Here is a 22,353-nt window from a genome sequence, read left to right on the forward strand (position 1 = left end):
CCGCCCTTCAGTCTGGCGATGACAACCTTCGGCTTAAGGCTGTTCGAGTGTGTCCGGGCCGATGTCGGCGATGCGCGTGCTGCCGGTGAGCGCCATGGCCACGCGGATCTCGGCTTCGATTAGCTCCAGCACGTGCGCCACGCCGCGTTGACCACCGCCGGCCAGCGCGTAGGCCCAGGCCCGGCCCAGAAGGACGAAGTTTGCGCCCAGCGCCAGCATCCGTACCACGTCGAGACCGGATCGCACGCCGCCGTCGGCCAGTACCGGCATTCGCCCGCCGACCGCTTCGGCAATGCGCGGCAGGGCGCGCGCGGTGGACATGGTCCCGTCAAGCTGGCGCCCGCCATGGTTGGACACGACGATGCCGTCCATGCCCGCACTGACGGCCGCGCGCGCGTCGTCGGGGTCGAGAATGCCCTTGATAACCAGGGGTCCGTCCCATTGCCGGCGGACCCAGTCGACGTCGTCCCAGGTCACGCTGGCATCGAAGTTCCTGCCTACCCAGCCCATCAGGTCGCCGAGCGCGGCGTTGGCGCCGAGCAGGGGTTCAAGGTTGCCCAGCGTCAGCGGCCGGCCGTGCAGCGCGACGTCCCACAACCAGCCGGGCCGGCCGACCAGTTGCGACACGCGCTTCGATCCGCCTTTTTCGCCCGGCGGCGTGGACAGGCCCGCCCGATAGTCGCGGTAACGCGTGCCGGGCACGGCCAGGTCGACCGTCAGCAGCAGGGCGCTGCACCCAGCCTCCTTGGCGCGGGCGATCATGTCGGACACGAACGCGCGGTCCTTGACGATGTACAGCTGGAACCAGAAGCCGGCGCCGCCGTCGCGCGCGATCTCCCCGATCGGACAACCGCTCAGCGTCGACAGGGTAAAGGGCACGTTGGCGGCCGCCGCCGCCTTGCGCGCCTGCACTTCGCCCCGCCGGGCATAGAGACCCGACAGACCGACCGGGCCAAGCCCGACCGGCATCGCGAACGTCCGGCCGAACAATTGGGTGGAAATCTGCACGTCCGACACGTCGCGCAGCACGCGCTGGCGCAGGGCGAGCGCGCGCAGATCCTCGACGTTCCGTTCCAGCGTGACTTCGTCGTACGACCCGCCGTCGAGATATTCGAACAGGAAATGCGGCAGCCGCGCCTTGGCGAGCGCGCGATAATCCGAAACGCTGGCCGCTCGCCGCAACGTCAGCTCAGGTCGCGAAGCTCGGGTCGAGGCGGTAGGCCTTGCGCTTGAGCGCCGGCCAGGCGAGCAGATTGGCGGCGACCTTGAGGCCCGTCATGCCCTGTTCGGCGGCCAGTTCCGGCGTGCCTTGCGGCGGATTGCTGCACGCGCCCGACAGCGCCATGATCTGCGCCTGGCACGCCCGCTCGATGAAATAGAGCTTGATGAAGCACTCGCCGACGTTGCCGCCGACCGCCAGCGTGCCGTGGTTGCGCAGGATCATGCCGCCCTTGTCGCCAAGGTCCGCGACCAGCCGCTCGCGCTCGTCGAGGTCGGTCGCGACGCCTTCGTAATCGTGGAAGGCAAGGTCGCTGCGCACCAGCATCGCGGTCTGGGTCAGCGGCATCAGCCCGTCTTCATGCGCGCTGACTGCCTGCCCGGCGGGCGTGTGCAGGTGCATCACCGCCTGCGCATCCTCGCGCGCCATGTGGATTGCGCTGTGGATGGTGAACCCGGCCGGATTGGTGATGAACGGGGTCGGGTCGACGGGATTGCCGTGGATGTCGACCTTGACCAGCGAACTGGCCGTCACTTCCTCGAACATGAGTTGGTAGGGATTGAGCAGGAAATGATGCTCCGGCCCCGGTACCCGCGCCGATAGATGGGTGAAGATGAGGTCGTCCCAGCCGTAGTGCGCGACCATCCGGTACGCGCAGGCCAGGTCGACGCGGATCGCCCATTCCTCGTCGCTGACCTTGCTTTCCAGCGAGGGGATGTCGACGGACTGCAGCGGCGCAGTGCCGGAAATCCCGCGGTTCATGGTCTCGACCCGGTTCATTGGCTCTCCTCCACCCGGTCAGGGTGCGCTCTTGCGAACCCCTCCAGCTTGTTCGCATTCTCTTCCGCGCGCAACAGCGTCGGATAATCGTTCAGCGGCACGTCGAACCGGCGCGCGTTGTACATTTGCGGGATCAAGCAGACGTCGGCCACGGTGGGTGCATCGCCATAGAGGAACTTGCCGGCCTGCGGCGCGGCCATCGCTTCGAGCGCGGGGAAGCCTTCGCCGATCCAGTGCGCATACCAGCGGTCGACCTCTTCCTGCGAATGGCCCAGTTCGGTTTTCAGGTAATTGAGCACGCGCAGATTGTTGAGCGGATGAATGTCGCAGGCCACCGTCAGGCACAGGGCAACGACATGCGCACGATCGCTCTTCATCGCCGGGATCAGCGGCTGGTTGGGATAGCGCAGGTCCAGATAATTGACGATCGCCAGGCTCTGGACGAGCTTTTGCCCGTCGATCTCCAGCATCGGCACGAAGCCCATCGGGTTGAGTGCGCGATAGTCGTCGGACCGTTGCTCTCCGGTGCGCAGGTCGACTTCCCGGCTCTCGTAGTCGACCTGTTTCAGGTTGAGCGCGATTCGCACCCGGTAAGCGGCTGAGGAGCGGAAATAATCGTAAAGGATGGGGCGGGTCATTGCCCCCTGCTTACTCGCCAGAGAGGAAGGGCGCTATCACTTCGGAGGGGACCCGGACCGGCCGCCCGGCCGCCTTGTCGATAATCGCCCAGACGGTGCGGGCGCGCACCCGCGCCTTGCCGTCGGCACCGGTGAACTCGACGAAGCGGTCGAAGCGCGCGCCCTGGGGCGCTTCCCCTACCCAGGTCCGTGCCCGGACCGTTTCGCCCTCAACTGCCGAGCGCAGGTAATCGACCTCGTGGCGGACGATGACCCAGAAATAGGCGCTGTCATGGGCCGGGTCGGCGACCGAGCGCCAATGGGCCACGGCGATCCGTTCGATCCATTGCACCCAGACCGCGTTATTGACGTGGCCAAGCTCGTCGATGTCCGCCGCCGCCGCAGTGAAATCCATGGCGAAGGCCGGCCGGCCGGTCATTGCGGCGCGAACCGGTCGGCGATGCCGGCGGCGGCGATGAAACGGTCGAGCGCCGCCGCGCCGTCGGCATGGGGCTTGTCGAGCAATTCGGCCACGGCGGCGGGCAGCCCGCGTCGCGGCGCCTTTTGCTCCAACAGGGCGAGCCACTCGGCGCGTGTGACGACGCCGTCATCGCGGTTGCGGTCGATCAGCGTCTTCACGAACGTGCTGAAGTCGCCGCCGCTGGCCTGCTCCGCCGCAAGCGCGATCACCACGCCGCACGCATAATAAGCGCGAAAATCGTCCGGCCGCCGGTAGGCGCCTTCCACGCCTCCGTTCGCCAGGAAAGGCTCGCACTCCCTGCGCGCCCGGGTCAGCCGTGCCTTGACGTCGTAGGTGCGATCGACGGCGGCGGCGGCGCGGAAGGCGAGCAGTTCGGCACCCCCTTCGGTGATCCAGCTTACCGCCGGCGACGAATAACGCACCGCCTGACCCAACCAGAAATGCGCAGCCTCGTGCGACACCAGCCAACGCGCGTAATTGCTCACCCCTTTGTCGGCGGTCAGCGTCTGCTGGCCGCCGATCGTCATCACCACCGTCGCGGGAAGGACGCTGCCGCCGAAGCTGCTCCCTTCCTTCGTCGCGCCGCCCCACGACACCATCAGCATCGGCCTGCCGACCGGCGCGGGGCCCAGTTGCTGCCGGTACCGCTCCAGCACTGGCGGCAATTCGGAAAGGATGAAGTCGTGCAGCCATTGCGGTAGCTTGGGATCGATGATCGTCGCCATCGCTTCGCCCACCTGCGGCCGGGCGTCGCCGAACAGCACGTAGGCGTCGTAATCGTCGACGATCGCCGCGTCGGTGCGCTCGCCCATGAAGAAGACGTCGCCCGCCGCGTCGCGTATTTCGATGTGGGTCGGGCGGCCGGCGCCTTCGATCTGGTCGGGATCGGTTGGTGCGGCCGCGGCGACGGCGCGCGATGCGACGGGCAACAGCTTGAATTGCGAGGTGTAGAGCGCGACCGACCCGTCGCCGAACGCCATCGCGGCGTCATACCCGGCCTCGATATCCTCGAAAAACGGAGTGAACGACAGCCGGACCTTGCGCGGCACGCTGCCCGACTGTGCGACCAGCGCGTCATAGTCGCCGATCCGCTCCAGCCGAACGCCGGGGGTCAGCACCCTGACCGTGCCCAGCCGCCACGACGTCTTCGATCCTCGCGGCAGCACCGACTTGGCGAACAGCCACACCGGCGCGTCCTCGCCAAGCACATAGTCCGCGGTCCAGCTATCGCCGCTGCGCTGGACCGTGGCGCTTGCCACCGGGTCGCGCTGGGCGACGGCAGGCGACGCTATCGCCAGCGCAGCCAGGGCCAGCGCCAGACGCATCACCGCACCTGCGTCAGCATGAAGGCGTAGGTTTCCGCCACTTCGCGCAAATGCTCCCAGCGGCCGGACTTGCCGCCGTGTCCCGCACCCATGTTGGTCTTGAGCAGCAATAGGTTGTCGTCGGTCTTGTAGTCGCGCAGCTTGGCCGCCCACTTGGCCGGCTCCCAATAGGTTACGCGCGGGTCGTTGAGACCGCCGGTGATCAGCATCGGCGGATAATCCTGCCGCTGCACATTGTCGTAGGGGCTGTAGCTGCGGATCAGCTCGAACGCTGCCTTGTCAGTCAACGGATTGCCCCATTCGGGCCATTCGCCCGGGGTCAGCGGGAGGCTGTCGTCGAGCATCGTGTTGAGCACGTCGACAAAGGGGACGTCGGCGACCACCGCGCCCCACAATTCGGGGTCGGTGTTGGCGACCACGCCCATCAGTTCGCCGCCCGCCGAACCGCCGTTGATGGCGATGCGGCCGGCGCGGCTGAATTTCGCGTCGATCAGCCCCTTCGCCGCGTCGACGAAATCGGTGAAGGCATTGGTCCGCTTGTCCAGCTTGCCTTCGAGATACCAATTGTAGCCAAGGTCGTCGCCACCGCGGATGTGGGCGATGGCAAACGCCCAGCCCCGGTCGAGCAGGCTAATCCGTGCGCTCGAAAAGCCGGGCGGGATGGCATGGCCGTAAGCGCCGTAGGCGTAGAGGAACAGCTTGCCCTCGCCGTCCTTTTCGAAGCCCTTCTTGTAGACCACGGACACCGGCACCTGCTTGCCGTCGCGGGCCGGGATCATCAGCCGCTCGGTCGCATACTGACCGGCATCGTAGCCCGACGGGATCTCCTGCACCTTGAGCGTTTCCAGCTCACCGCTTTCCGGGTGGTAATCGAACACGCTGAGCGGCGAGACCATCGACGAATAGCCGATGCGATAGGCGTCCGGCGCGAACTCCGGATTGCCCGCGAACCCGGCGGAATAGCTCGCCTCGCCGAACGGGATGCGCGTCTCCTTGCCGTCGTAGGTGCGCAGGATCAGCTGGTCCAACCCGTCTTCCCGCCGGTGCATGGCGATATGATCGCGATAACTGGCCGCGCCCATCAGATAGACGCTGTCCGACCCCGGGATGACAGTCGTCCATTTACCGGGGTTGGCGACATCGGCCTCGGCAAGGCGGAAGTTCACATGATCGTCGTTGGTGACGATCCACAATTTTCCATGCGCGGCGTCGGGCGAATATTCGCGGCCGGCCTGGCGCGGCGCGATCAGCACCGGCTCGGCCAGCGGGTCGTCGGCGGGCACGAAGCGGACTTCGCTGGTCGTATTGTCGCCGGTGGCGATGAAGATCAGGCTGCGGTCCTGCGAATCGTCGACGCCGACCGAAAAGCCCAGGTCCTCGGTCTCCTCGTACAGGGTCCGTTCGTCGCCGACCGGCGTGCCGAGCCGGTGATAGCGCGCGCGATAGCTGCGCCAATTGTCGTTGACCTCGGTGAAGACCAGGCCCGCGCTGTCGCTGGTCCATACGGGCGATCCAATGCCGACGTCGGTGACCGTTTCCAGCGTCTCGCCCGTCGCCAGGTCGCGGACCTTGAGCGTGAACCGCTCCGACCCGTTGGCGTCGATCATCGTCGCCAGCAACTTGCCGTCCGGGCTGACCTCCAGCGCACCGAGGCGGAAATATTCGACGCCCTCGGCTTCCGCTGGCTCGTCGAAGATCAGTTCGTCGGGTCCGCCATCGACTTTCCTGCGGTACCAGTGGCGATATTGCGCGCCGGGCTTGAACGCCCACCAGTATAGCCAGTCCCCGTCGCGGATCGGGACCGAGCTTTCGTCTTCCTTGATCCGCCCCTTCATCTCTTCGAACAGGGTGTCGATTAGCTTTTTGTGTGGCTCCATCGCCGCTTCGAAATAGGCGTTCTCCGCCTTCAGATAGCCGAGCACATTCTCGTCGGTGACGGCGGGATAGCCGGCGTCGCGCAGCCAGGCGTAGGGGTCCTCGACCCGGTGGCCGTGAAATTCGAAGCTGTGGGGGCGCTGCTCGGCGCGGGGCGGCGGGGAAAGCGTTTGTTGGTTCATGCCCGCTTACTTAGCGCACCCGGGCGCGACGAAAAGGCCTAGGCCTTCACCCTGTCGATCGCTTCCATCACGATCTTGCGCGCATCGTCGGCATTGCCCCACTGCCCGACGCGGACCCATTTTTCGGGCTCCAGATCCTTATAGTGCGTGAAGAAATGCTCGATCTGCTGCAGCACGATCGACGGCAGGTCCTGCCGCTCCCCGACGTCGGCGTAATAGGGAAAGGTCGTATCGACCGGCACGCAGATCAGCTTTTCGTCGCCGCCATGCTCGTCTTCCAGGTTGAGCACGCCGATCGGCCGGGCGCGGACGACGCAGCCGGGGACGAAGGGGGAGCGGGCGATGACCAGCGCGTCGAGCGGATCGCCGTCGGGCGACAGCGTGTGGGGGATGAAGCCGTAATTGGCCGGATAGCGCATCGGCGTATGCAGGATGCGGTCGACGAACAGCGCACCCGACGCCTTGTCGAATTCATATTTCACCGGTTCGCCGCCGGTCGGCACTTCGATGATGACGTTGATGTTGGCGGGCGGGTCGGCGCCAACCGGGATCAGGTCGATGTTCATGGGCTCGGGTCTCTGCTGTTGGGGTTCGGGATCAACGCGGACGCGCGACGATAATGTCCTGGCTATGCCGGGCGCCCTTGCCGTCGCCGCGCCAGGCGCCGCGGTGAAGGTCGCACGAAAGGCCGGCATCGCCGAAATAACGCTGGATCGCGCTCCAGTCGTGCCCGACCGCCGCGGCAATGGCATCCGCATGTTCGTAGGCAACGCCGTCCGCATCGCGGTGAGGGAAGCCGAAGCGCGACGTGCCGGCCTCAATCGCCTTCGGAAACCCCTCGTCGATGACGAACCAGGTCGACAGGAAGGTGCCGCGCGTCACCCGTGCGGCCTCGCGGACGTAATGCGCGCTGTCGGCGGCGAACAAATGCGTGAAAATGCTGGTCGCGAAGCAGAAATCGATGCTGCGGTCGTCGGCGGGAAAGCGCACCGCGGTCGGCTCGACCTTGCCCAGCGGATTATACTGGACGTTGTAGGCGTCGATGTGGACGAACTCGAAGGTCGGGTGGGCTTTCGAAATCGTCCGCCGGGCAAAGGCAACGTCGTCGCGCACGATCTCGAACCCGGTATAATCATTGCGCCAGTCGAAGCGGTCGCCGATGGCGATCGCCATTCGTCCCGGACCGCAGCCGATGTCGAGAATCGCCTGGTCCGGCCCAAGCCCACCGAGCAGTTCGAAGGTCTCGGCCCACTTGGCGCCGATCTTGCGCGCTTCCTCCGGGGTCCCGCCGTGATTGATGGTGAGCGGCTGGGGGATATCGATCTTGTCCCCGGCCTTGCGCTTCCGACCGAAACTCCACACGCGAGCCACTCCTTCAAGCGCGCGCTCCTAGCCGCAAGCCGCACAACGGGCAAACCGCCGCGCTCTCTTCAGCTCCCGAACCGCCCGCCAAGCGCCATGACCGCCGCCACCGCGCTCAGCCCGAAGGCGATGACGATGACCATTGCCGCCTTGCTCGACCGTTCGAGGTTGCGCTTCGTCGGCGGGCTCGAATCGGGCTTGCGAAGCATCCTGATGCCGGCGACGATTCCGGCCGCGAGGAACAGGCTGGCAAGGATGGCGAGGGCGAAGCTGGCGTCACGCATGACGTCTGCCGCCGATCACCCTGCTTATGGTCCGTACATGCTGATGTTGCGCGAAATCATGGCGTCGATGGCATCGTCGGCCTTGCGGGTCTCGCGCTCCCGCTCCGCCGTTTCGCGCTTCAGGCGCGCGTCATGCTGGTCGTTCGTCTCGATCGGTGGTTTTTGTCGCATGCCTCTTCAACGCAGGGGCGACCACTTCGGCGCCAAGCGGCCGCCACGCCGGTCTTGTTGCGCCTCACCGGCGAGCCTAGGTTGCGGGCATGTCCAGCCATGCAGACCGGCTCGCGGCGCTTCGCGAGCAATTGAAAGCCGACCGTCTCGACGGTTTCGTCGTCCCGCTCACCGACGAGCATATGAGCGAATATGTCGGAAGCTACGCCCAGCGATTGCAGTGGCTGACCGGCTTCCAGGGTTCGGCCGGTAGCGCCGCCGTGCTGCCGCAGGACGCCGCCATCTTCACCGACGGCCGCTACACCATCCAGGTCCGACAGCAGGTGTCGGAGAAGGAATGGAGCTATCAGTCGGTGCCGGAAACGAGCATCGCCAAATGGCTCAGGGAGAAGGCACCGGACGGCGCGAAGATCGGCTACGACCCGTGGCTCCACACCCCCGACTGGGTGAAGAGCGCGACCAAGGCGCTGGCGGAAAAGGGCGCGGATCTAGTCGCCGTCGGACAGAACCCGATCGACAAGATCTGGTCGGACCAGCCGCAACCGTCGCCGGCCCGGCTTGAAGCGCATTCGCAGAACCTTGCCGGGAAGAGCAGCGCCGACAAGCGGCAGGACATCGCCGACTGGCTGGGCACGGTCCATGGCGACGCGGTAGTCATCGCTGCCCTCGATTCCATTGCCTGGGCGCTGAACATCCGCGGCAAGGACGTGACTCATACGCCGGTCGCGCTGGCGTTCCTCATCGTCAACAAGGACGCGACCGCCGACCTCTACGTCGACCCGCGCAAGATCGACGACGACTTGCGCAACGTGCTTGGCGCGGACGTGCGCGTCCACGACCGCACCGCGTTCGAAGGCGATTTGCGCGCCAGCTTCAACGGCAAATCAGTGGCGGTCGATCCGGAACGGTCGGTCGCGGCGATCTTCCAGGCGCTGGAAGAGGGCGGGGCGCGGATCCTGCGCCTGCGCGATCCCGCGGTGCTGGCAAAGGCGATCAAGAACGAAGCGGAGATTGCCGGGCAGAAAGCGGCGCAGGCGCGCGACGGCGCGGCGGTCTCGCGCTTCCTCAAGTGGGTGGCGGACGAAGCCCCGGCAGGCGAACTCGACGAGATCGTCGCCGCCGACCGGCTCGAGGCCTTTCGCAAGGAGCATGGCGACCTTCGCGACCTCAGCTTCGATACCATCTCGGCCTACGGGCCCAACGGCGCGCTGCCGCACTACAAGGGCACCGAAGCGACCAATCACAAGTTCGCGCCCGGCACGCTGTATCTCGTCGATTCGGGCGGCCAGTATGAAGACGGCACCACCGATATCACCCGCACCGTGCCGATCGGCACGCCGACGGCAGAGATGATCGACCGCTTCACGCGCGTTCTGCAGGGCCATATCGCCATCGCTACCGCCGTCTTTCCCAAGGGCGTGCGCGGCTCGCAACTCGACGCCTTCGCGCGCCGCCCGCTGTGGGAAGCGGGTTGCGACTATGCCCACGGCACCGGCCACGGCGTCGGCAGCTTCCTTGCCGTCCACGAAGGGCCCCAGCGGATTTCGCCGCCGGGATCGAGCCAGTCGGGTGGCGACGAGCCGCTGCAGGCGGGCATGATCCTGTCCAACGAGCCCGGCTATTACAAATCGGGCGAATACGGCATCCGCATCGAGAATCTGGTGCTGGTGGTCGAGCACCCGGTCGAGGGCGGCGACAAGGATACGCTGGGCTTCGAAACGCTGACCTTCGTGCCGATCGACAAGAGCCTGATCGACGCGTCGATGCTAAGCGATGGCGAGCGCCGGTGGCTGAACGACTATCACGCCCAGGTGGTGGAAAAGATCGCCCCGCAGCTGCAGGGCGACGACCTCGCCTGGCTCAAGGACGCCTGCGCGCCGCTTTGATGCCATCGCTTTTAACGCACCCCATCCATCTTGGCCTTGGCGCGCGCGCCCTCGCGCAGCCCGAATTCGACGGGATGGAATGGTATGCGGACTATGAACAGCGCAGCACGGAAGATGGCGTAGAGGGTCGGCTGGTCTCCCTCCACCGGTTCGAAAAGAGCTGGGACATGTGGGAAATGCACCCGTCGGGCGACGAGGTGGTGTGCTGTCTCGAAGGAACGCTGACGCTCCACCAGCAGCTGGCCGACGGGGATGAGCAGAGCGTGACGCTGGGGCCCGGCGATTATGCGATCAATCCGCCCGGCGCCTGGCACACGGCGGATTGCGACGGTTCAGTCCTCGCCCTGTTCATCACCGCCGGGGTCGGCACCCGGCATCGGCCCCGCTGAACGCAGGTCGCGCGCCTGCGCCTTGCGCCGCCGCAAATTCTCGCGCAGCGCCTCGGCCAGTTTTTCTTCCTTGGACCTGTCCTTGCCGCTCATCCCCGCATTCTGGATCGGGCGCCCGGCGGGGGCAAGGGCGGGTTGACGATGCCGGGCCGCTTGGCCATAGCGCCGCGTCTTCCGGACATATGCTGCCGTAGCTCAGTGGTAGAGCGCATCCTTGGTAAGGCTGAGGTCGTGAGTTCAATCCTCACCGGCAGCACCATTTCTTCGCGTTGATATTGCGAGAAATTTTGCGTAAATGAACACCCGAGCTGCGCTGCCCCCAATCGAGAGGGGCCGCTCCGGGGCCGCTGGATCACTTATGCGGCTCTTCTTCGCTCGTTTGCTGAAGGCTCCCCTCGGCAGCAATCCTTACCAGCGTCCTGTCCAACCTCGCTGCTCTGAGGACAAGCGGCCAAATGCTCGATCACAGCGCGGCCTACTGATGCTGCCAGTGGCACGGGCACCGCGTTGCCCACTTGCTCATACTGCGCACCGAGGCTCTCGCCGGCGAACCTAAACTTATCCGGGAAGCCTTGGAGGCGAGCCGCTTCGCGAACAGAGATCGTGCGGTTCTGAGTCGGATGAAGGTAGGCACCCCAGTGGGGATCACACTTGGTCAGAAGAGTTGAAGCGAAACCTCGTCTCGCTAACCGGCCGTAGCGTTTTGTATGGTCGGTCAGCTTTGCCCGCTGCATCCCTGCCGGAAGCAGGTCGCGTGGAATGTCCCGCCAGTTTCCGCCCTCGGGGACGTGGATAACCCGGTTTAGGTTCACCGAGGTTAGTCCGTGACAAACGTGGTTGTAGAGCTTTCGGCATCCCCTCCGGGCTTGCCGCTGGAATCCTGTGAATGCAGAAATTCCGGCGCGATCCGCCACTTGCGAACCGCCTCCGCTCTGCAGCGGCGGCAAATCGCCAATCGCGTCCAGCACGGTGACGGTCTTCTTGAGCCCTTTGAGGTCGTGCGTCTTCCGCTTGCGAGGGTTCGCCGGTCTATGAGTGGGCCGCGGCAGCATCGATGCTGGCTCACCCGCTCGTGTTGCGACGATGAAGACGCGCCTGCGAACTTGCGGCGTGCCGAACTCCTCAGCTGACAGCACATCGAGCGTGGTCTGGTACCCCATACTTCCGAGTTCTGCGCGAATCGCTGCGACTACGCTGCCGCCGCCAATCGTGAGAATCCCGGGTACGTTTTCCATGACCAGAGTTTTGGGTTTGAGGCCTCTCACAATGCGCAAATAGTGCTCGAAAAGACGTGCACGATCATCGCTGTCTGAGCGCTGATGGTTGTTGTAGCTGAACGATTGGCAGGGCGGCCCGCCGATTAGACAATCCAGCTCGCCTTCCGCCAGCGCACACTTCTCGAGAACGAGCCTCGGAGTTAGCTCGGTAACCGAGCCCTCGAAGAACACGGCCTCAGGGAAGTTCAACCTGAAAGTCGCCGAAGCATTGCTGTCCACGTCGTTCCCGCCGACTACTGTCCAGCCAGCCTGTTTGAAGCCGACGGCCAACCCACCTGCGCCCGCGAACAGGTCAAGACACAGAGGCCCTCGCGCATCATGTCGGGACTGGGCCGGGTATACAACCATACTCCCGCCGAGCGGGCCGCAAGCAGATTTCACACCGTCCCCCCAGAGCTCACATCAGAACAAACATAGAACGATTAGGCGCGGAAGTATAGCCGAACAACGGCGGCCGTCGAGAGCATGTCGAGGTGGCTTGCAACACGTGAATGGATTTGATACGTGTTGAGCAATCAAAACAGGAGACTTTCATGGCGACCGCAGTTCAAGACGTGGAGATGGCTCCGCAGGTGTTCCGCGAGAAGATCGGAGACGTAGAGTGGCTGCTCGAGGAGACGACGCTCGACGTAAATGACGATGTGACCTTGTGGGTAGGCAACCCGCGGCTACGGGCGGTGATCCCCACTGGTCACCTTCCGGATGAGATTGAGCTTGAAAGTCTGCTGCAGAAGTCGTCGGGGTACGCCGGCTTAGCCAAATCGATCAAAGGGCTCGGGCAGATGGAAGCCATCTACGCGTGGCGACCAAACAACAGCTCCAAATACCACGTGTGGGAAGGCGCTACACGCGTGACGATTTTGCGAGATCTCAATCGCAAAGACACGAAGGGCACCGGCGAGTTTCGTCGGGTGCGCGCCAAGATTCTTCCGCCGAACTTCAGCAAAGCCGAGCGCGCCCTATTGCTGGCGAAGATTCACGTGCGTGGGCCCAACGTCCGCGGCTGGGGTCGCTTCGAGCAGGCGCAGTTCGTCTACGAGACGACCGAGGGCGTCGGAACTGAGCCGGCCTTGATGACGGCAACCAAGCTTGCCGCACAAATGGGTAAGTCCGTTGGATGGGTCACGAAGCTGCGGCAAGCGTACGAATTTGCATGCAAATTCGTCGACCACGTTGACCAAGATGACGGTCAGAAGATGGCCGCGGACAATTTCAGCATCCTCGAAGAGATCAGCAATGCGCCAAAGGTCGGGCCAATGCTCCGTGAGTATCACAACTCGCAACACGATGAGCTGCGGGCTGACGTCTTCGACATGGTGCGCAACGACGTGTTCAAGGAATACCGCAATGCGCGCTTCATGCGCGAGTTCTACGAGGACGGCGACAAGTGGGCACAGCTTAAAAGCGGTGAGAAGCACATCGCCGATAAATTGGCGGCTGAGCTGAAGGCAAACGCCAGCAGCATGAAAGCCAAGATCGCTGGCCTCGAGAAGCAGGTTCAGCGTGCGATCGAGCGTAACTCGGCCGAGCTCGATGATACTGATGCCGATATCCTGCGTCGCTGCTCGGCGATGATCGAAGATCAGATCCATGCCGACGTGCCGAAGTTCAAACTTGAACTTAAGCGGATAACGCAGGTGCTGACGAGCGCCAGCAAGGCCGACGTGCTCGAACTGTCGACGGCGGAGCTCCAGGAGTTCAAGGCCGCGCAAGACTATTTCGAGGTGATCCTCGGATTGGCCGCGAAGGTCTCCGCGTGACCACCGCGCTAATGGATCACCAAAAAGAGGGGGTCACGTTCCTGACCAATGGTCGGGCAGGCCTCCTCGCCTTCGAACAAGGTCTAGGCAAAACATTAGTCGCTATCGATGCATTTCGTCGGCTGCGAGAAGCCGGCGAGGCAGAGCGGATGCTTGTGATCTGCCCGAACTCTCTCAAGCGCAATTGGGTCGCGGAGATTGGCAAGTTCGCGCCTGGCTTAACTGTGGAACTTGCTGAAGGTACGCCTAAGACTCGGCGCCAAACGTTCAGCGCAAGCACGGCTCACGTCCTCGTAACGAGCTATGAAACGGCCAGAACGGAGGTGACTTCGGTTCTAGCCTTCACGACTGTGAATCGGGTTGTGCTGGTGCTGGACGAATCTCACACTGCAAAGAATTGGCGGTCACTCACCTCAACGGCAATGCGTCACTTCGCTCCACGCTGCGACTTCCGTTGGCTCCTTTCCGGGACGCCAGTCACGAACACGCCGGCTGATCTTTTTACTCAGATTGAGATTGTCGCGCCGGGAGAGCGGTCGCTAGGGTCTCTTGAAACTTTTCTGGCACAGGTGGACGCCGACCCGGCCGCTTCATTCGCAAAGCCGGTGCTGGATCGCTTGGTCCTGCGGCGAACGAAAGACCAGTGCCTCGACCTCCCCGACAAAATATTCAGTGATGTTCTCGTCGACTTGCCGCCCTGGCAGCGAAAATTGTATGATGACATGCGAACGCAGATGGTCTGCGAAATCCAGGGAATGTCCGGTGAGCAGTACCGCGCATTTGCGTCCACAGCTCTCGCAAGGCTCACTCGCCTTAGCCAGCTAGCTAGCAATCCTGCGCTGCTACTTCCTCAGTCGCCGCACGATCCGGCTAAATTTGAAGTGCTTGATGGTCTTTTAGAGGACATTCTGTCGGTACCGGACCGTAAGGTCATCATCTGGTCGGCCTATGTCCGGAACATCGAGACACTCCTGCAGCGGTATGCGCACCACCGCGCCGTCGCCCTGTACGGAGCGATCGAAAACTCTGACCGGCAAGTGCTCGCTGATCGCTTTCAGACCGATGATGACACGCGCGTTTTGATCGCCAACGCGGCCGCCGCTGGTACCGGCTTCACGCTAACAGCCGCCAGCTTCACGATCTACGAGTCCATGTCGTGGCGCTACGACCACTATGCCCAGAGTCAGGACCGGAATCATCGGATCGGCCAGTCTCTGCCGGTAAATTATCTCCGGCTGATAGCGGCTGACACGATCGACGAAGCCGTAGCCCAGGCGCTTGAGCGTAAGGCGGGAATGGCTCGCAACCTGCTGTCCGACGCTGATGTTGGTGCAGCCTTGAGCCGCCTGTCACCAGAAGAAATGTGCAGCTTGATCGCGACTAGCAGGCTGCCGGAATAACAAATGGCAGACCGCATTTCCGCTCCACAGCGCAGCGAAAACATGCGCAGAATAAAGGGCGCGCACACGAAGCCCGAGATGATCGTGCGCCGAATGGTCCATTCGATGGGTCGGCGCTACAGACTGCATCGCAAGCATCTTCCCGGAAATCCCGACCTGGTGTTCGGGCCGAGCCGCAAGGTCATCTTCGTCCACGGATGCTTCTGGCATCAGCACACTGCCTGCAAAGCCGGGCGAGTACCCAGTTCAAACTCGCACTACTGGCACGACAAATTGCGCAGGAACGTGTCTCGAGACGCGAAAGCCCAGGAAGAGCTGAAGCGACTTGGTTGGGAAGTCCTTACCGTGTGGGATTGTGAAACACGGAACACATCGGCGCTCCATGCTCGGTTGGAAGCCTTTTTGTCCTCGTCAACCGAACCAGGAGCAAAGCGATGAGCCCAACGGTCCGAATGTTGTTCGATACACCCCAGCGAGAGATCGCACCTACGCTCCGCGACCTTTATCGCCGTTGTAGCTCTGCTTCGATGATAACGGGCTTCATGACTGTAGAGGGCGCCAAGGCACTCCATGAGGTTCTCGCTGCCGAACCAGCGAAGCTCAAATCCTTGGTCGTCGGCGCAGGAACCTGGCGGGCGTTTGATGCCTTTGAAAGCTTGCTCGGCGTCGGGGTCCCAAAAGATCGTCTGCGCGTTCACTTGGGCCACAGCCGGCCCACGGGAGCGTCTGCCAAATTCGGATTTTACCGCTATCATCCGATGTTGCACTCGAAGGTGTATTATTTCGAGCTGCCGAACAGTCAGTGCGCCGCTGTGGTTGGCTCGCACAATCTTACCGGTTTCGCTCTGCACGGGCTCAACGGCGAGGCTGCGACTTTGATCGAAGGCCCGGCGGACCATGACGTGTTCGTCGACATTCGCGAGCATATCTCGACCGCAGATCGCAGCGCTGTCGAATACGATCCGACGCAACGTGAAGCTTATGCGTGGTGGGCCGCTGAATTCATGGAGGGCCTCGCGTCAAAGTTTGACGATCTTCCGCGTGAAGGCGAGTTCCAAAGAACCATTATTATCGTAGCAGAGGCTGAGCGCAGCCTGCCTTCTCGGGGCGATACAATTTACTTTGAGCTGCCAGCGGTGCTCGGAAAGATGCAGTCACTCCGTGCCGAGGTGCACCTGTACGTGTTCGACCAACTTCCAAGCGATCCGTCCACCGCCCTCGAGCAGCTGTCGAACGCGCGGAAAGCGTTCTGGTGCAAAACGGTCGGGATCGAAGATGATCAAGGCGGTCGCGAGTTTCGTGCCGATTGGCACATAACCGATAGCCTGCACCCGATAGTGCGCAGAACCGTTCGACCCTTCAGGCCACAGCCGGCGCCCGACATGCAGCAGGTCCGCGTAAAAGTAGTCAACAAGCTATTTGGCGCCTTCGACTACGTATTCGACATCAAAGGGCGTGACTTTGAACCATTGTTCGACACTTCGTCGACCGTTCAGGTGGCGCCGGCCGTGCGCGAGGAACTTCATGAGCTGGAACTTATCCCGCCCGAAGACCAACCTTGGTTCAAGGTGGTCGGGTTTCAGCCGAAGGTGAGGGACGAAGATGCTGCTTACAAAGAAGCTTTGAGCGCTCTTACTCCCGAATCCGGTCGATACGTGCTCATGTCCGCGCTGCGTAGGAAGAAGTAACCAACGCTAAGCCATGAAGACCTTGCTGCGGTGGTGTTCGAAATATCCCAAGCTCGCATCGTGCAGCGGCTTGGCCGGCGGTCGCTGGCTATGGTGCAACCCCAGCTTGATGCCATCCGCCTCGGTTAGCCTGGAAGAAAACAAGGTCGTGCCGTCGTTGGCAAATCCGATGAGTCCGCGATCGAATAGAAAATCCGCATGCGGGGTTAGCATAAGTCCGTTGAAGCCATCGAGCCGTTCAGCGGCCGTCTCACAAGCGCGCCACGGTTTCACGTGGCTTGCAATCAGCAAGGTGGGTGTTCTGACCCCAGTGACGCGACAAGCCGGTTCTTTGGACAAGACGCGCCTTCGGAAGAGCCCCTGACCTCGCCGTGCGCGCGTCAACTGATCGCGCGTCGTTTGGTCTAGGTCCTGATCCGCTCGAATTTGCGCTTCAACTGCATCATCAAATTGCGCGGCAAAGTCCGCGATGGTGATTGTTGGTGTCTCAATCTCGAAGTCCCCAACAGCGAGACCGACCGCCGCGAAAACTATTTCGAAAACTGCTCGGTCGACCTCGGCGAGATATGCCTTTTGATTGCCGGCTCCGGTTGCGGCTCTGATCGGCGAATGTGTTTGAGGCAAGACGCCGGCGAGCCGACCGATGATCGCCTTTGGTTGGACACTAATCTGTTGCTCTAGCCACTGCACGGGAAGCAGCCATCCGGCATCCTGCCAGTACGACCCGATGGATCCGAACTCTGACGGCTTCGGCGCACTTATGGCAAAGTCGCCGACCACGCCAATGCGACCGATCTTCCCATTCGCGTACGATAGAACCAGATCACCCGGGGACGCCTCCCGCATATTGTCGTAAAACTGACTCCGGGCGCCATTCGCTTCGACTACGGGCGACCACAAATAGCCGCCGGTGATCTCCTGCCGGACCGTCTGCGCGTGATTGACCCACCAGTAGCGCATGCTTGCCTCTGGCGCATCATCGCCGATTACTGCTCGTTAGCAAAGCGTGATCACCCGGAGCTTGTGCTAGGTAGATTGAGCAGGAAGGGCTGGAGCGTGGCCGAAGAGGATGAAGACGAGAGCGCGCGTGTTTGCAGCAAGTGCATCGCGGAGGATGTGCTGGCCGCAGAAATTCGGTCCGTTGGCCGGTCGGCCGAATGCGATTACTGCGGCCAGCAGCGCCGGCGGACGGTGACCATCGAGTGGCTCGCCACCCGAGTAGATCCAGTTTTCCAAGCTGTTGTGGGTCCGGCGCGGGAAGGTTTCATCATGCGTGGCGGTCGCCCGGACTTCGGTCCGGACGGAGACCCCCCGAGCGTTCTAATGAACGAGATGATTGAGGCTGAGTACGAAAGTATCGGCGAGGATATCGTCAGTGAGCTTTCCGGTCGGCACGGCTGGGACGTCCACGATGGGGGCTATGACTACTACGATCAAAGCCAGGACAGCTATGCGATACAGGATGCTGATTCTGGCATTCTCAGGCACCGCTGGAATAGATTCTGTGAAGACTTGAAGCAGGAGAGGCGCTTCTTCATTGATGATGGCGCCGCTGTTCTCGACGAAGTCCTCGGGCCGCTCGTGGACGGAAATTGGCCCCATGGCGGCGCAATCCGCACCCTCGGTGAGGATGACGCCACGCGATACGTTTATCGTGCACGACCGGCGAATGACGATGCAGCTTGCCGACCCATCTTCGAGCAGCGTCTGAACCGTCTAGCTGCGCCGCCGCCCGGCGTAGCTGGCGGCGGTCGAATGAACGCTCCTGGAATCAGCGTGTTCTATGGCGCTTTCGATGCGGAGACGTGCGTTGCCGAATTGCGAGTGCCTGTGGGTGGCGCGGCGATCGTCGGGCGGTTCGAAATAATCCGCCCGCTGCGAGTGCTGGACCTCACACGACTAGAAGCCGCGCAGCGGCGACTGAGCTACTTCGAGGAAGATTTCGAACGGTTACGAAGCTACGCGAGCTTTCTAAGAGGCTTCCACGACGAGATTAAGAAACCAGTGTTGCCGGAGCGCGAGACGCTTGAATATCTGCCGACACAGGTGGTTGCGGAGTATCTATGGACCCGCGTGGACCCGCCCTTTGACGGCCTTGTGTTTGGGTCGGCGCAGATCAGCGGCGGTCGTTCTAATCTCGTACTCTTTCCTCATGCATCGGTCGTCGAGGGAGCTGCTGACGAACCGCAACGAGAGGTGAAGTTCAGCTATGAGAGCGGCCCGAACGAGGACGACGAGGATCGTCCACTAGAGTTGCACGTGTTCTTTGAGCCGCTTGCGCCGCCGCCCGAACCGGAGAAGCGGGAGCGGTGGCAAGGCATCTTCTCAGAGGAAGACGATGAGTGGTTCAGCAGCGCTGATAGCGGCGCGGGTGTGCCGCCTCAGCCAGCGCTGAAGCTTGCTGAGGAAGGCGTATCACGGTTGCGCGCGAGTTCGATCCGCTACACCTTCGAAACCACCGCTGTGACATTCGACGATTGGGACGAGCCGCATTTCTGAAGGGCGGCCCGTGGGTTCCGGTCGGAATGATCTGAGGCACGTCTCAGCAGGAGCTTGAACACGGCTCTGGGCTGAACTCCAGGTGGCTAGTAGGCGCAGGTGCAAACCACAGCCTAGGTTAGTTAGAAGAGCTTTTTGAAGGGTTAGTGCTAACCGTATGTGAAACTATGAGTTTAGCTTCTCTAACTCTTTTAACCTCGCCGTTGCTGTCGCTTCTATTCAACTCTCCCCCCGGTGAGCAGTTTTAGCGAGAGGAGCGTTAGAAGGGCGTCGCCGCTCCCGTGACCGGCTGCCACTCCGTAACGTCACTGTCCCAAGGCAGCTTACAATACATGCGTTCGAACGCGCGCCTTGCCTCTGCAAGGGCCGGGAACTTCCAGCCACGCGGCGGCCCGTTCTCGCGTTCAGCGCCGATTGCCTTCAAACCTCTCCAGAGGGCCCGTTCGCCATCTCGGATGATGCTAGGAACTCGACGCCGAGCATCCTCTGCCAGTCCATAGGTGCCGGGGCCGCCGTGCGTGAAAGCGAAATTTGCGCGTCCGCGCACGTTGTTCGGCAATTCACCTGCGTCCAGGAGCAACCAGAGGTACTGAGCCACAGGATCCAAGCTCGCCATCTTCTGCTCTTCGAGTGCGGTCGTCCACGGCACGTCGCGAGGGTCGAAGTCGGACAGATCACGGCTTCGCAGGAAATGCAGTAAATTCTCACGCCCGCCGTCGGCTAACTCCGAGGCAATTGCATCGAACTGCGACCGCCCACTCGATCGGTTGAGGCGGGCGTTGAGGACACAGTAGCGGCGCTCGTCGGCCGAAGCAGGAACGACCCAATCATCGTTCGAGGCGACGCCGATGTGCAGGAAGTTCGGCGCGGGCTCTGCGTCTATGCCCTTGGCCTCTATAGTCAGGGTAGGCTCGGTGATGAGCGCCTTCAGGATGCTCTCGTGCTTCTTGTCCCCAGCGAAGAACGCCTCGTCAGCGAACAGGAACACGCAGTCACGTAGGTGTGCGTTGAAGTCGCCAACGAGAAACTTTGGATTGCTCACCTGCATGAAATGCTGTCCGAAAAGCGAGCCAAGGGTGCGGAAGAAGAAGCCCTTCCCGGTGCCCTTCTCACCCCGGATAACCAATGCAACCTCCCCCGGGGCGTCCGGGTGCTGCACCATCCTACTTGCCCAGTTCATCACGTAGTCGAATAGCTGCTGGTCGCCGCCGCAGAGATTTTCGCGGACGTGGCGGAGAAATCCCTCATGACGGTCGCCCGGGCGGGCATCACAGCCGAAGCCGCGCCACAGGTTGTACTGGTCCGGCGGGACGTCGCGGTTCGGCCAAAAGACGATCTTGCGGTATTGCCGCCTGTGCTCGTGCATTAGCCACCACTTGCCCAGGGGCATGGTGATAGCGTTGCCCGCCTTGTCTCGACCTATTTCGACGGGACGATGCATGTACCGATTACGAAAAGCCTCGAAGCTTTGGTACTTGATGTGCCACCGGCCCATCACGTCATCCCAATCCTCCTCAGCCACCACGCAGCGGCCACCTCGGTCACTCTCGATAACTGCGTGGCGGGCGTTGAGCTCACGCAAGGCGGGGTTGATCGCCTCCTCACGTGCGGCCGCGATCTGTTCCGCGGCGTATGCTTCAGGTCGAGGCTTATCGAGAACTGAGGCGCTGATACGGAAGTCTGGGTCCAGGATGACCGCCGCCATGGTGTCGTCGTCGGCCCGGGCGCGGACCATGTCGCACAGGACGCGCCACAGCACCTCAGATCGGCTGGGGTACTTGGTGGGGTTCTCCGGGTCCTCACCGTTGACGATGAGCATGACCGTGTAGTCCTGCAGCTTGACCGGCAGGTCGTCCGTGGAGGCGAAGCGGGGCAGGTTACCCCTGATCTCCACCTTTCCGCGGCGGGCGGTGGTGGAGCCAGCCTGCTGCATTTGCGGAGCCGGCGTGAAGGCGCTGAGCGGGTGCTTCGCCCAGTTCGTCAGCTTCTCTACGAGGCAGGCCGGGGCCTCCGTGCGGCCCTTGGCCTTCTTCTTCTTGTTCGGCACATTGATGGTGCCGGGGCAGCGCATGATGCGGTCGACGTTGAAGCAGCTGTCGGCGGCGTACTGCCCCTGGATGGCGCGGTTGTACGCCTCGATCTTCTCCCAAGCCTCCGGAGTGCCGTCCAGCGTCACCGGCTCGTCCAACAGCCAGAAAGCCTGTATCCCATTTCCAGAATCGAGGACTACACTCGGCGGCGGTTCGTGCTTGGCTAGTGCCACTATCGCGCGTGCCTTGCAGGCCTCAGGAGCCTCATTCTTGCGCGGGTCGATGTCGACGTGGAGCGCTCGGACGGTGCGAATGTCCTTCTTCTCCGCCCGCTTGTCGAGCGCCCACCCCGGCTGGTTGACGTGAAAATACAGGTTCTTCTTTGCGGCAACTTCCTTCCGCAGCCAGTCGTGAAGCTCCGCGGGGTTCTGCGGCCACAGGCACTTAGACGCGATGGCGCCATCGGGCACGATCGAAACTAACTGGCGGGGTGCGTCGCCGTACCAGCGATTCAGGAAGTCAATCGCAGCTTCGACGTTTCGAGTTGACGCCGCAACGTTGTCAGCGTCGCTCACGATTTCGCTCGCGTGTCGAGCCAGTCATTGATGTCAGACTGGCGCCATGCCACCCGTCGCTCGCTTAACCTTAGCGGCCGCGGGAACTGCTTACCCGCGATCATCCGGTAGATTGTGCTCTTTCCGAGCGATGTCATTTCTCGAACTCGCTTCAGTCCGAGCAAATTGTTTTCTGGTGTGCTCAAGACGACCTCCTAAGTCTTTGCGGGTCGTCTTCGGCTATCTGGAGGCCGGCGGGGTCTCTTCCCTTTGATTAGAAACCTGCGTTCGGTGGATGACCGCCCGAATGATTGCCGGAGTCACTCGCGGCTCAATCTTTGATAGTGACTGTAGGAGCCAACGTTCAGCGGCCGTAGATTCAGCGTCATGCCCGCCGTATGACCAAGCGTGCGGGCACTCCGTCCGGAGCACGAGCGCTGCTGCGTCCAGGGCCCGGGTGCTTAGCTCATCATATTTCGTGACTTCTCTCGCCCCCCGATGGGCGCCCCTCGATCCCTGACACCCCCGAGCCAATGCTGCTGTCGAGATCGGTGGCCCCGAAAGAGCGTGACAA

Annotated in this window: 22 protein-coding genes and 1 tRNA gene; 8 read left to right on the top strand and 15 right to left on the bottom strand. The window is 62.6% G+C overall.

Going from position 1 to position 22,353, the window contains the following annotated elements:
* Positions 1-33: 33 nt before the first annotated feature.
* The 10 genes from H8M03_RS10220 to H8M03_RS10265 form a co-directional block, all read right to left on the bottom strand.
* Positions 34-1,182 carry an L-lactate dehydrogenase gene (locus tag H8M03_RS10220; RefSeq protein WP_187479336.1) on the bottom strand — a complete coding sequence of 383 codons (1,149 nt, stop codon included), beginning with the start codon at positions 1,180-1,182 and terminating at the stop codon, positions 34-36.
* Positions 1,183-1,189: 7 nt separating this feature from the next.
* Entirely contained in the window at positions 1,190-1,981 is a 792-nt protein-coding gene (locus H8M03_RS10225; RefSeq protein WP_187481040.1) for a class II aldolase/adducin family protein, read from the bottom strand.
* 14 nt (positions 1,982-1,995) lie between these two features.
* Positions 1,996-2,637, bottom strand: coding sequence for a maleylacetoacetate isomerase (gene maiA, locus H8M03_RS10230; protein WP_187479337.1), 642 nt, complete (start codon positions 2,635-2,637; stop codon positions 1,996-1,998).
* A gap of 10 nt (positions 2,638-2,647) precedes the next feature.
* On the bottom strand, positions 2,648-3,055 hold the full coding sequence (locus tag H8M03_RS10235; RefSeq protein WP_187479338.1) for an acyl-CoA thioesterase: 408 nt from the start codon (positions 3,053-3,055) through the stop codon (positions 2,648-2,650).
* Positions 3,052-4,422, bottom strand: a complete 1,371-nt coding sequence (locus H8M03_RS10240; protein ID WP_187479339.1) for a hypothetical protein — start codon at positions 4,420-4,422, stop codon at positions 3,052-3,054. Before H8M03_RS10240 ends, H8M03_RS10235 begins: the two co-directional genes overlap by 4 nt.
* Complete coding sequence (locus H8M03_RS10245) at positions 4,422-6,479, bottom strand: S9 family peptidase (protein ID WP_187479340.1); 2,058 nt, start codon at positions 6,477-6,479, stop codon at positions 4,422-4,424. Before H8M03_RS10245 ends, H8M03_RS10240 begins: the two co-directional genes overlap by 1 nt.
* Positions 6,480-6,517: 38 nt before the next feature.
* Complete coding sequence (gene ppa, locus H8M03_RS10250) at positions 6,518-7,045, bottom strand: inorganic diphosphatase (RefSeq protein ID WP_187479341.1); 528 nt, start codon at positions 7,043-7,045, stop codon at positions 6,518-6,520.
* Positions 7,046-7,076: 31 nt separating this feature from the next.
* Complete coding sequence (locus H8M03_RS10255) at positions 7,077-7,841, bottom strand: class I SAM-dependent methyltransferase (protein WP_187479342.1); 765 nt, start codon at positions 7,839-7,841, stop codon at positions 7,077-7,079.
* Positions 7,842-7,909: 68 nt separating this feature from the next.
* Complete coding sequence (locus tag H8M03_RS10260; protein ID WP_187479343.1) at positions 7,910-8,125, bottom strand: hypothetical protein; 216 nt, start codon at positions 8,123-8,125, stop codon at positions 7,910-7,912.
* A 24-nt stretch (positions 8,126-8,149) separates the two neighbouring features.
* A complete protein-coding gene (locus H8M03_RS10265) occupies positions 8,150-8,296 on the bottom strand; it encodes a hypothetical protein (RefSeq protein WP_187479344.1) in 147 nt (48 codons plus the stop codon).
* An 89-nt stretch (positions 8,297-8,385) separates the two neighbouring features.
* On the opposite strand from H8M03_RS10265, the gene H8M03_RS10270 reads away from it, so the two are divergent.
* Positions 8,386-10,182 (top strand): aminopeptidase P family protein, encoded by a 1,797-nt coding sequence (locus H8M03_RS10270; protein ID WP_187479345.1) that lies wholly within the window; start codon positions 8,386-8,388, stop codon positions 10,180-10,182.
* A complete protein-coding gene (locus tag H8M03_RS10275) occupies positions 10,182-10,571 on the top strand; it encodes a cupin domain-containing protein (RefSeq protein WP_187479346.1) in 390 nt (129 codons plus the stop codon). The genes H8M03_RS10270 and H8M03_RS10275 overlap by 1 nt, the downstream gene beginning before the upstream one ends.
* Here the strand turns inward: H8M03_RS10275 and H8M03_RS10280 are convergent.
* A complete protein-coding gene (locus tag H8M03_RS10280) occupies positions 10,515-10,664 on the bottom strand; it encodes a hypothetical protein (protein WP_187479347.1) in 150 nt (49 codons plus the stop codon). The genes H8M03_RS10275 and H8M03_RS10280 overlap by 57 nt on opposite strands.
* Positions 10,665-10,755: 91 nt before the next feature.
* Here H8M03_RS10280 and H8M03_RS10285 point away from each other — a divergent pair.
* Positions 10,756-10,830, top strand: a tRNA-Thr gene (locus H8M03_RS10285).
* A gap of 97 nt (positions 10,831-10,927) precedes the next feature.
* Here the strand turns inward: H8M03_RS10285 and H8M03_RS10290 are convergent.
* Entirely contained in the window at positions 10,928-12,118 is a 1,191-nt protein-coding gene (locus H8M03_RS10290; protein ID WP_222931873.1) for a DNA cytosine methyltransferase, read from the bottom strand.
* Positions 12,119-12,381: 263 nt separating this feature from the next.
* Here H8M03_RS10290 and H8M03_RS10295 point away from each other — a divergent pair, with 263 nt between their 5' ends.
* The 4 genes from H8M03_RS10295 to H8M03_RS10310 are packed head-to-tail and all read left to right on the top strand — an operon-like array spanning position 12,382 to position 16,696.
* Positions 12,382-13,608, top strand: a complete 1,227-nt coding sequence (locus H8M03_RS10295; protein WP_187479349.1) for a hypothetical protein — start codon at positions 12,382-12,384, stop codon at positions 13,606-13,608.
* Positions 13,605-15,008 (top strand): DEAD/DEAH box helicase, encoded by a 1,404-nt coding sequence (locus H8M03_RS10300; protein WP_187479350.1) that lies wholly within the window; start codon positions 13,605-13,607, stop codon positions 15,006-15,008. Before H8M03_RS10295 ends, H8M03_RS10300 begins: the two co-directional genes overlap by 4 nt.
* A 3-nt stretch (positions 15,009-15,011) precedes the next feature.
* Positions 15,012-15,446, top strand: a complete 435-nt coding sequence (locus tag H8M03_RS10305) for a very short patch repair endonuclease (protein ID WP_187479351.1) — start codon at positions 15,012-15,014, stop codon at positions 15,444-15,446.
* A complete protein-coding gene (locus tag H8M03_RS10310; RefSeq protein WP_187479352.1) occupies positions 15,443-16,696 on the top strand; it encodes a hypothetical protein in 1,254 nt (417 codons plus the stop codon). The genes H8M03_RS10305 and H8M03_RS10310 overlap by 4 nt, the downstream gene beginning before the upstream one ends.
* 6 nt (positions 16,697-16,702) lie before the next feature.
* On the opposite strand, the gene H8M03_RS10315 is transcribed toward H8M03_RS10310, so the two are convergent.
* Positions 16,703-17,656, bottom strand: a complete 954-nt coding sequence (locus H8M03_RS10315; RefSeq protein ID WP_222931874.1) for an HNH endonuclease — start codon at positions 17,654-17,656, stop codon at positions 16,703-16,705.
* A 96-nt stretch (positions 17,657-17,752) separates the two neighbouring features.
* On the opposite strand from H8M03_RS10315, the gene H8M03_RS10320 reads away from it, so the two are divergent.
* The gene (locus H8M03_RS10320; RefSeq protein WP_187479353.1) at positions 17,753-19,195 is read left to right on the top strand and encodes an RES family NAD+ phosphorylase; all 1,443 of its coding nucleotides are present in this window, start codon (positions 17,753-17,755) and stop codon (positions 19,193-19,195) included.
* 259 nt (positions 19,196-19,454) lie between these two features.
* Here the strand turns inward: H8M03_RS10320 and H8M03_RS10325 are convergent, their stop codons facing one another.
* Positions 19,455-21,800 (bottom strand): primase-helicase family protein, encoded by a 2,346-nt coding sequence (locus H8M03_RS10325; protein WP_187479354.1) that lies wholly within the window; start codon positions 21,798-21,800, stop codon positions 19,455-19,457.
* Positions 21,797-21,937 (bottom strand): AlpA family phage regulatory protein, encoded by a 141-nt coding sequence (locus H8M03_RS12920; RefSeq protein WP_222931922.1) that lies wholly within the window; start codon positions 21,935-21,937, stop codon positions 21,797-21,799. The genes H8M03_RS10325 and H8M03_RS12920 overlap by 4 nt, the downstream gene beginning before the upstream one ends.
* Positions 21,938-22,353: the final 416 nt, after the last annotated feature.

Source organism: Sphingomonas sabuli (assembly GCF_014352855.1).
Lineage (GTDB): Bacteria > Pseudomonadota > Alphaproteobacteria > Sphingomonadales > Sphingomonadaceae > Sphingomicrobium > Sphingomicrobium sabuli.

Coding starts and splice junctions, on each gene's coding strand:
- maiA (WP_187479337.1), bottom strand. CDS start 2,637: ATGACCCGCCCCATCCTTTACGATTATTTCCGCTCCTCAGCCGCTTAC.
- H8M03_RS10240 (WP_187479339.1), bottom strand. CDS start 4,422: ATGCGTCTGGCGCTGGCCCTGGCTGCGCTGGCGATAGCGTCGCCTGCC.
- H8M03_RS10310 (WP_187479352.1), top strand. CDS start 15,443: ATGAGCCCAACGGTCCGAATGTTGTTCGATACACCCCAGCGAGAGATC.
- H8M03_RS10260 (WP_187479343.1), bottom strand. CDS start 8,125: ATGCGTGACGCCAGCTTCGCCCTCGCCATCCTTGCCAGCCTGTTCCTC.
- H8M03_RS10225 (WP_187481040.1), bottom strand. CDS start 1,981: ATGAACCGCGGGATTTCCGGCACTGCGCCGCTGCAGTCCGTCGACATC.
- ppa (WP_187479341.1), bottom strand. CDS start 7,045: ATGAACATCGACCTGATCCCGGTTGGCGCCGACCCGCCCGCCAACATC.
- H8M03_RS10280 (WP_187479347.1), bottom strand. CDS start 10,664: ATGAGCGGCAAGGACAGGTCCAAGGAAGAAAAACTGGCCGAGGCGCTG.
- H8M03_RS10270 (WP_187479345.1), top strand. CDS start 8,386: ATGTCCAGCCATGCAGACCGGCTCGCGGCGCTTCGCGAGCAATTGAAA.
- H8M03_RS10245 (WP_187479340.1), bottom strand. CDS start 6,479: ATGAACCAACAAACGCTTTCCCCGCCGCCCCGCGCCGAGCAGCGCCCC.
- H8M03_RS10235 (WP_187479338.1), bottom strand. CDS start 3,055: ATGACCGGCCGGCCGGCCTTCGCCATGGATTTCACTGCGGCGGCGGCG.
- H8M03_RS10275 (WP_187479346.1), top strand. CDS start 10,182: ATGCCATCGCTTTTAACGCACCCCATCCATCTTGGCCTTGGCGCGCGC.
- H8M03_RS10305 (WP_187479351.1), top strand. CDS start 15,012: ATGGCAGACCGCATTTCCGCTCCACAGCGCAGCGAAAACATGCGCAGA.
- H8M03_RS10295 (WP_187479349.1), top strand. CDS start 12,382: ATGGCGACCGCAGTTCAAGACGTGGAGATGGCTCCGCAGGTGTTCCGC.
- H8M03_RS12920 (WP_222931922.1), bottom strand. CDS start 21,937: ATGACATCGCTCGGAAAGAGCACAATCTACCGGATGATCGCGGGTAAG.
- H8M03_RS10315 (WP_222931874.1), bottom strand. CDS start 17,656: ATGCGCTACTGGTGGGTCAATCACGCGCAGACGGTCCGGCAGGAGATC.
- H8M03_RS10265 (WP_187479344.1), bottom strand. CDS start 8,296: ATGCGACAAAAACCACCGATCGAGACGAACGACCAGCATGACGCGCGC.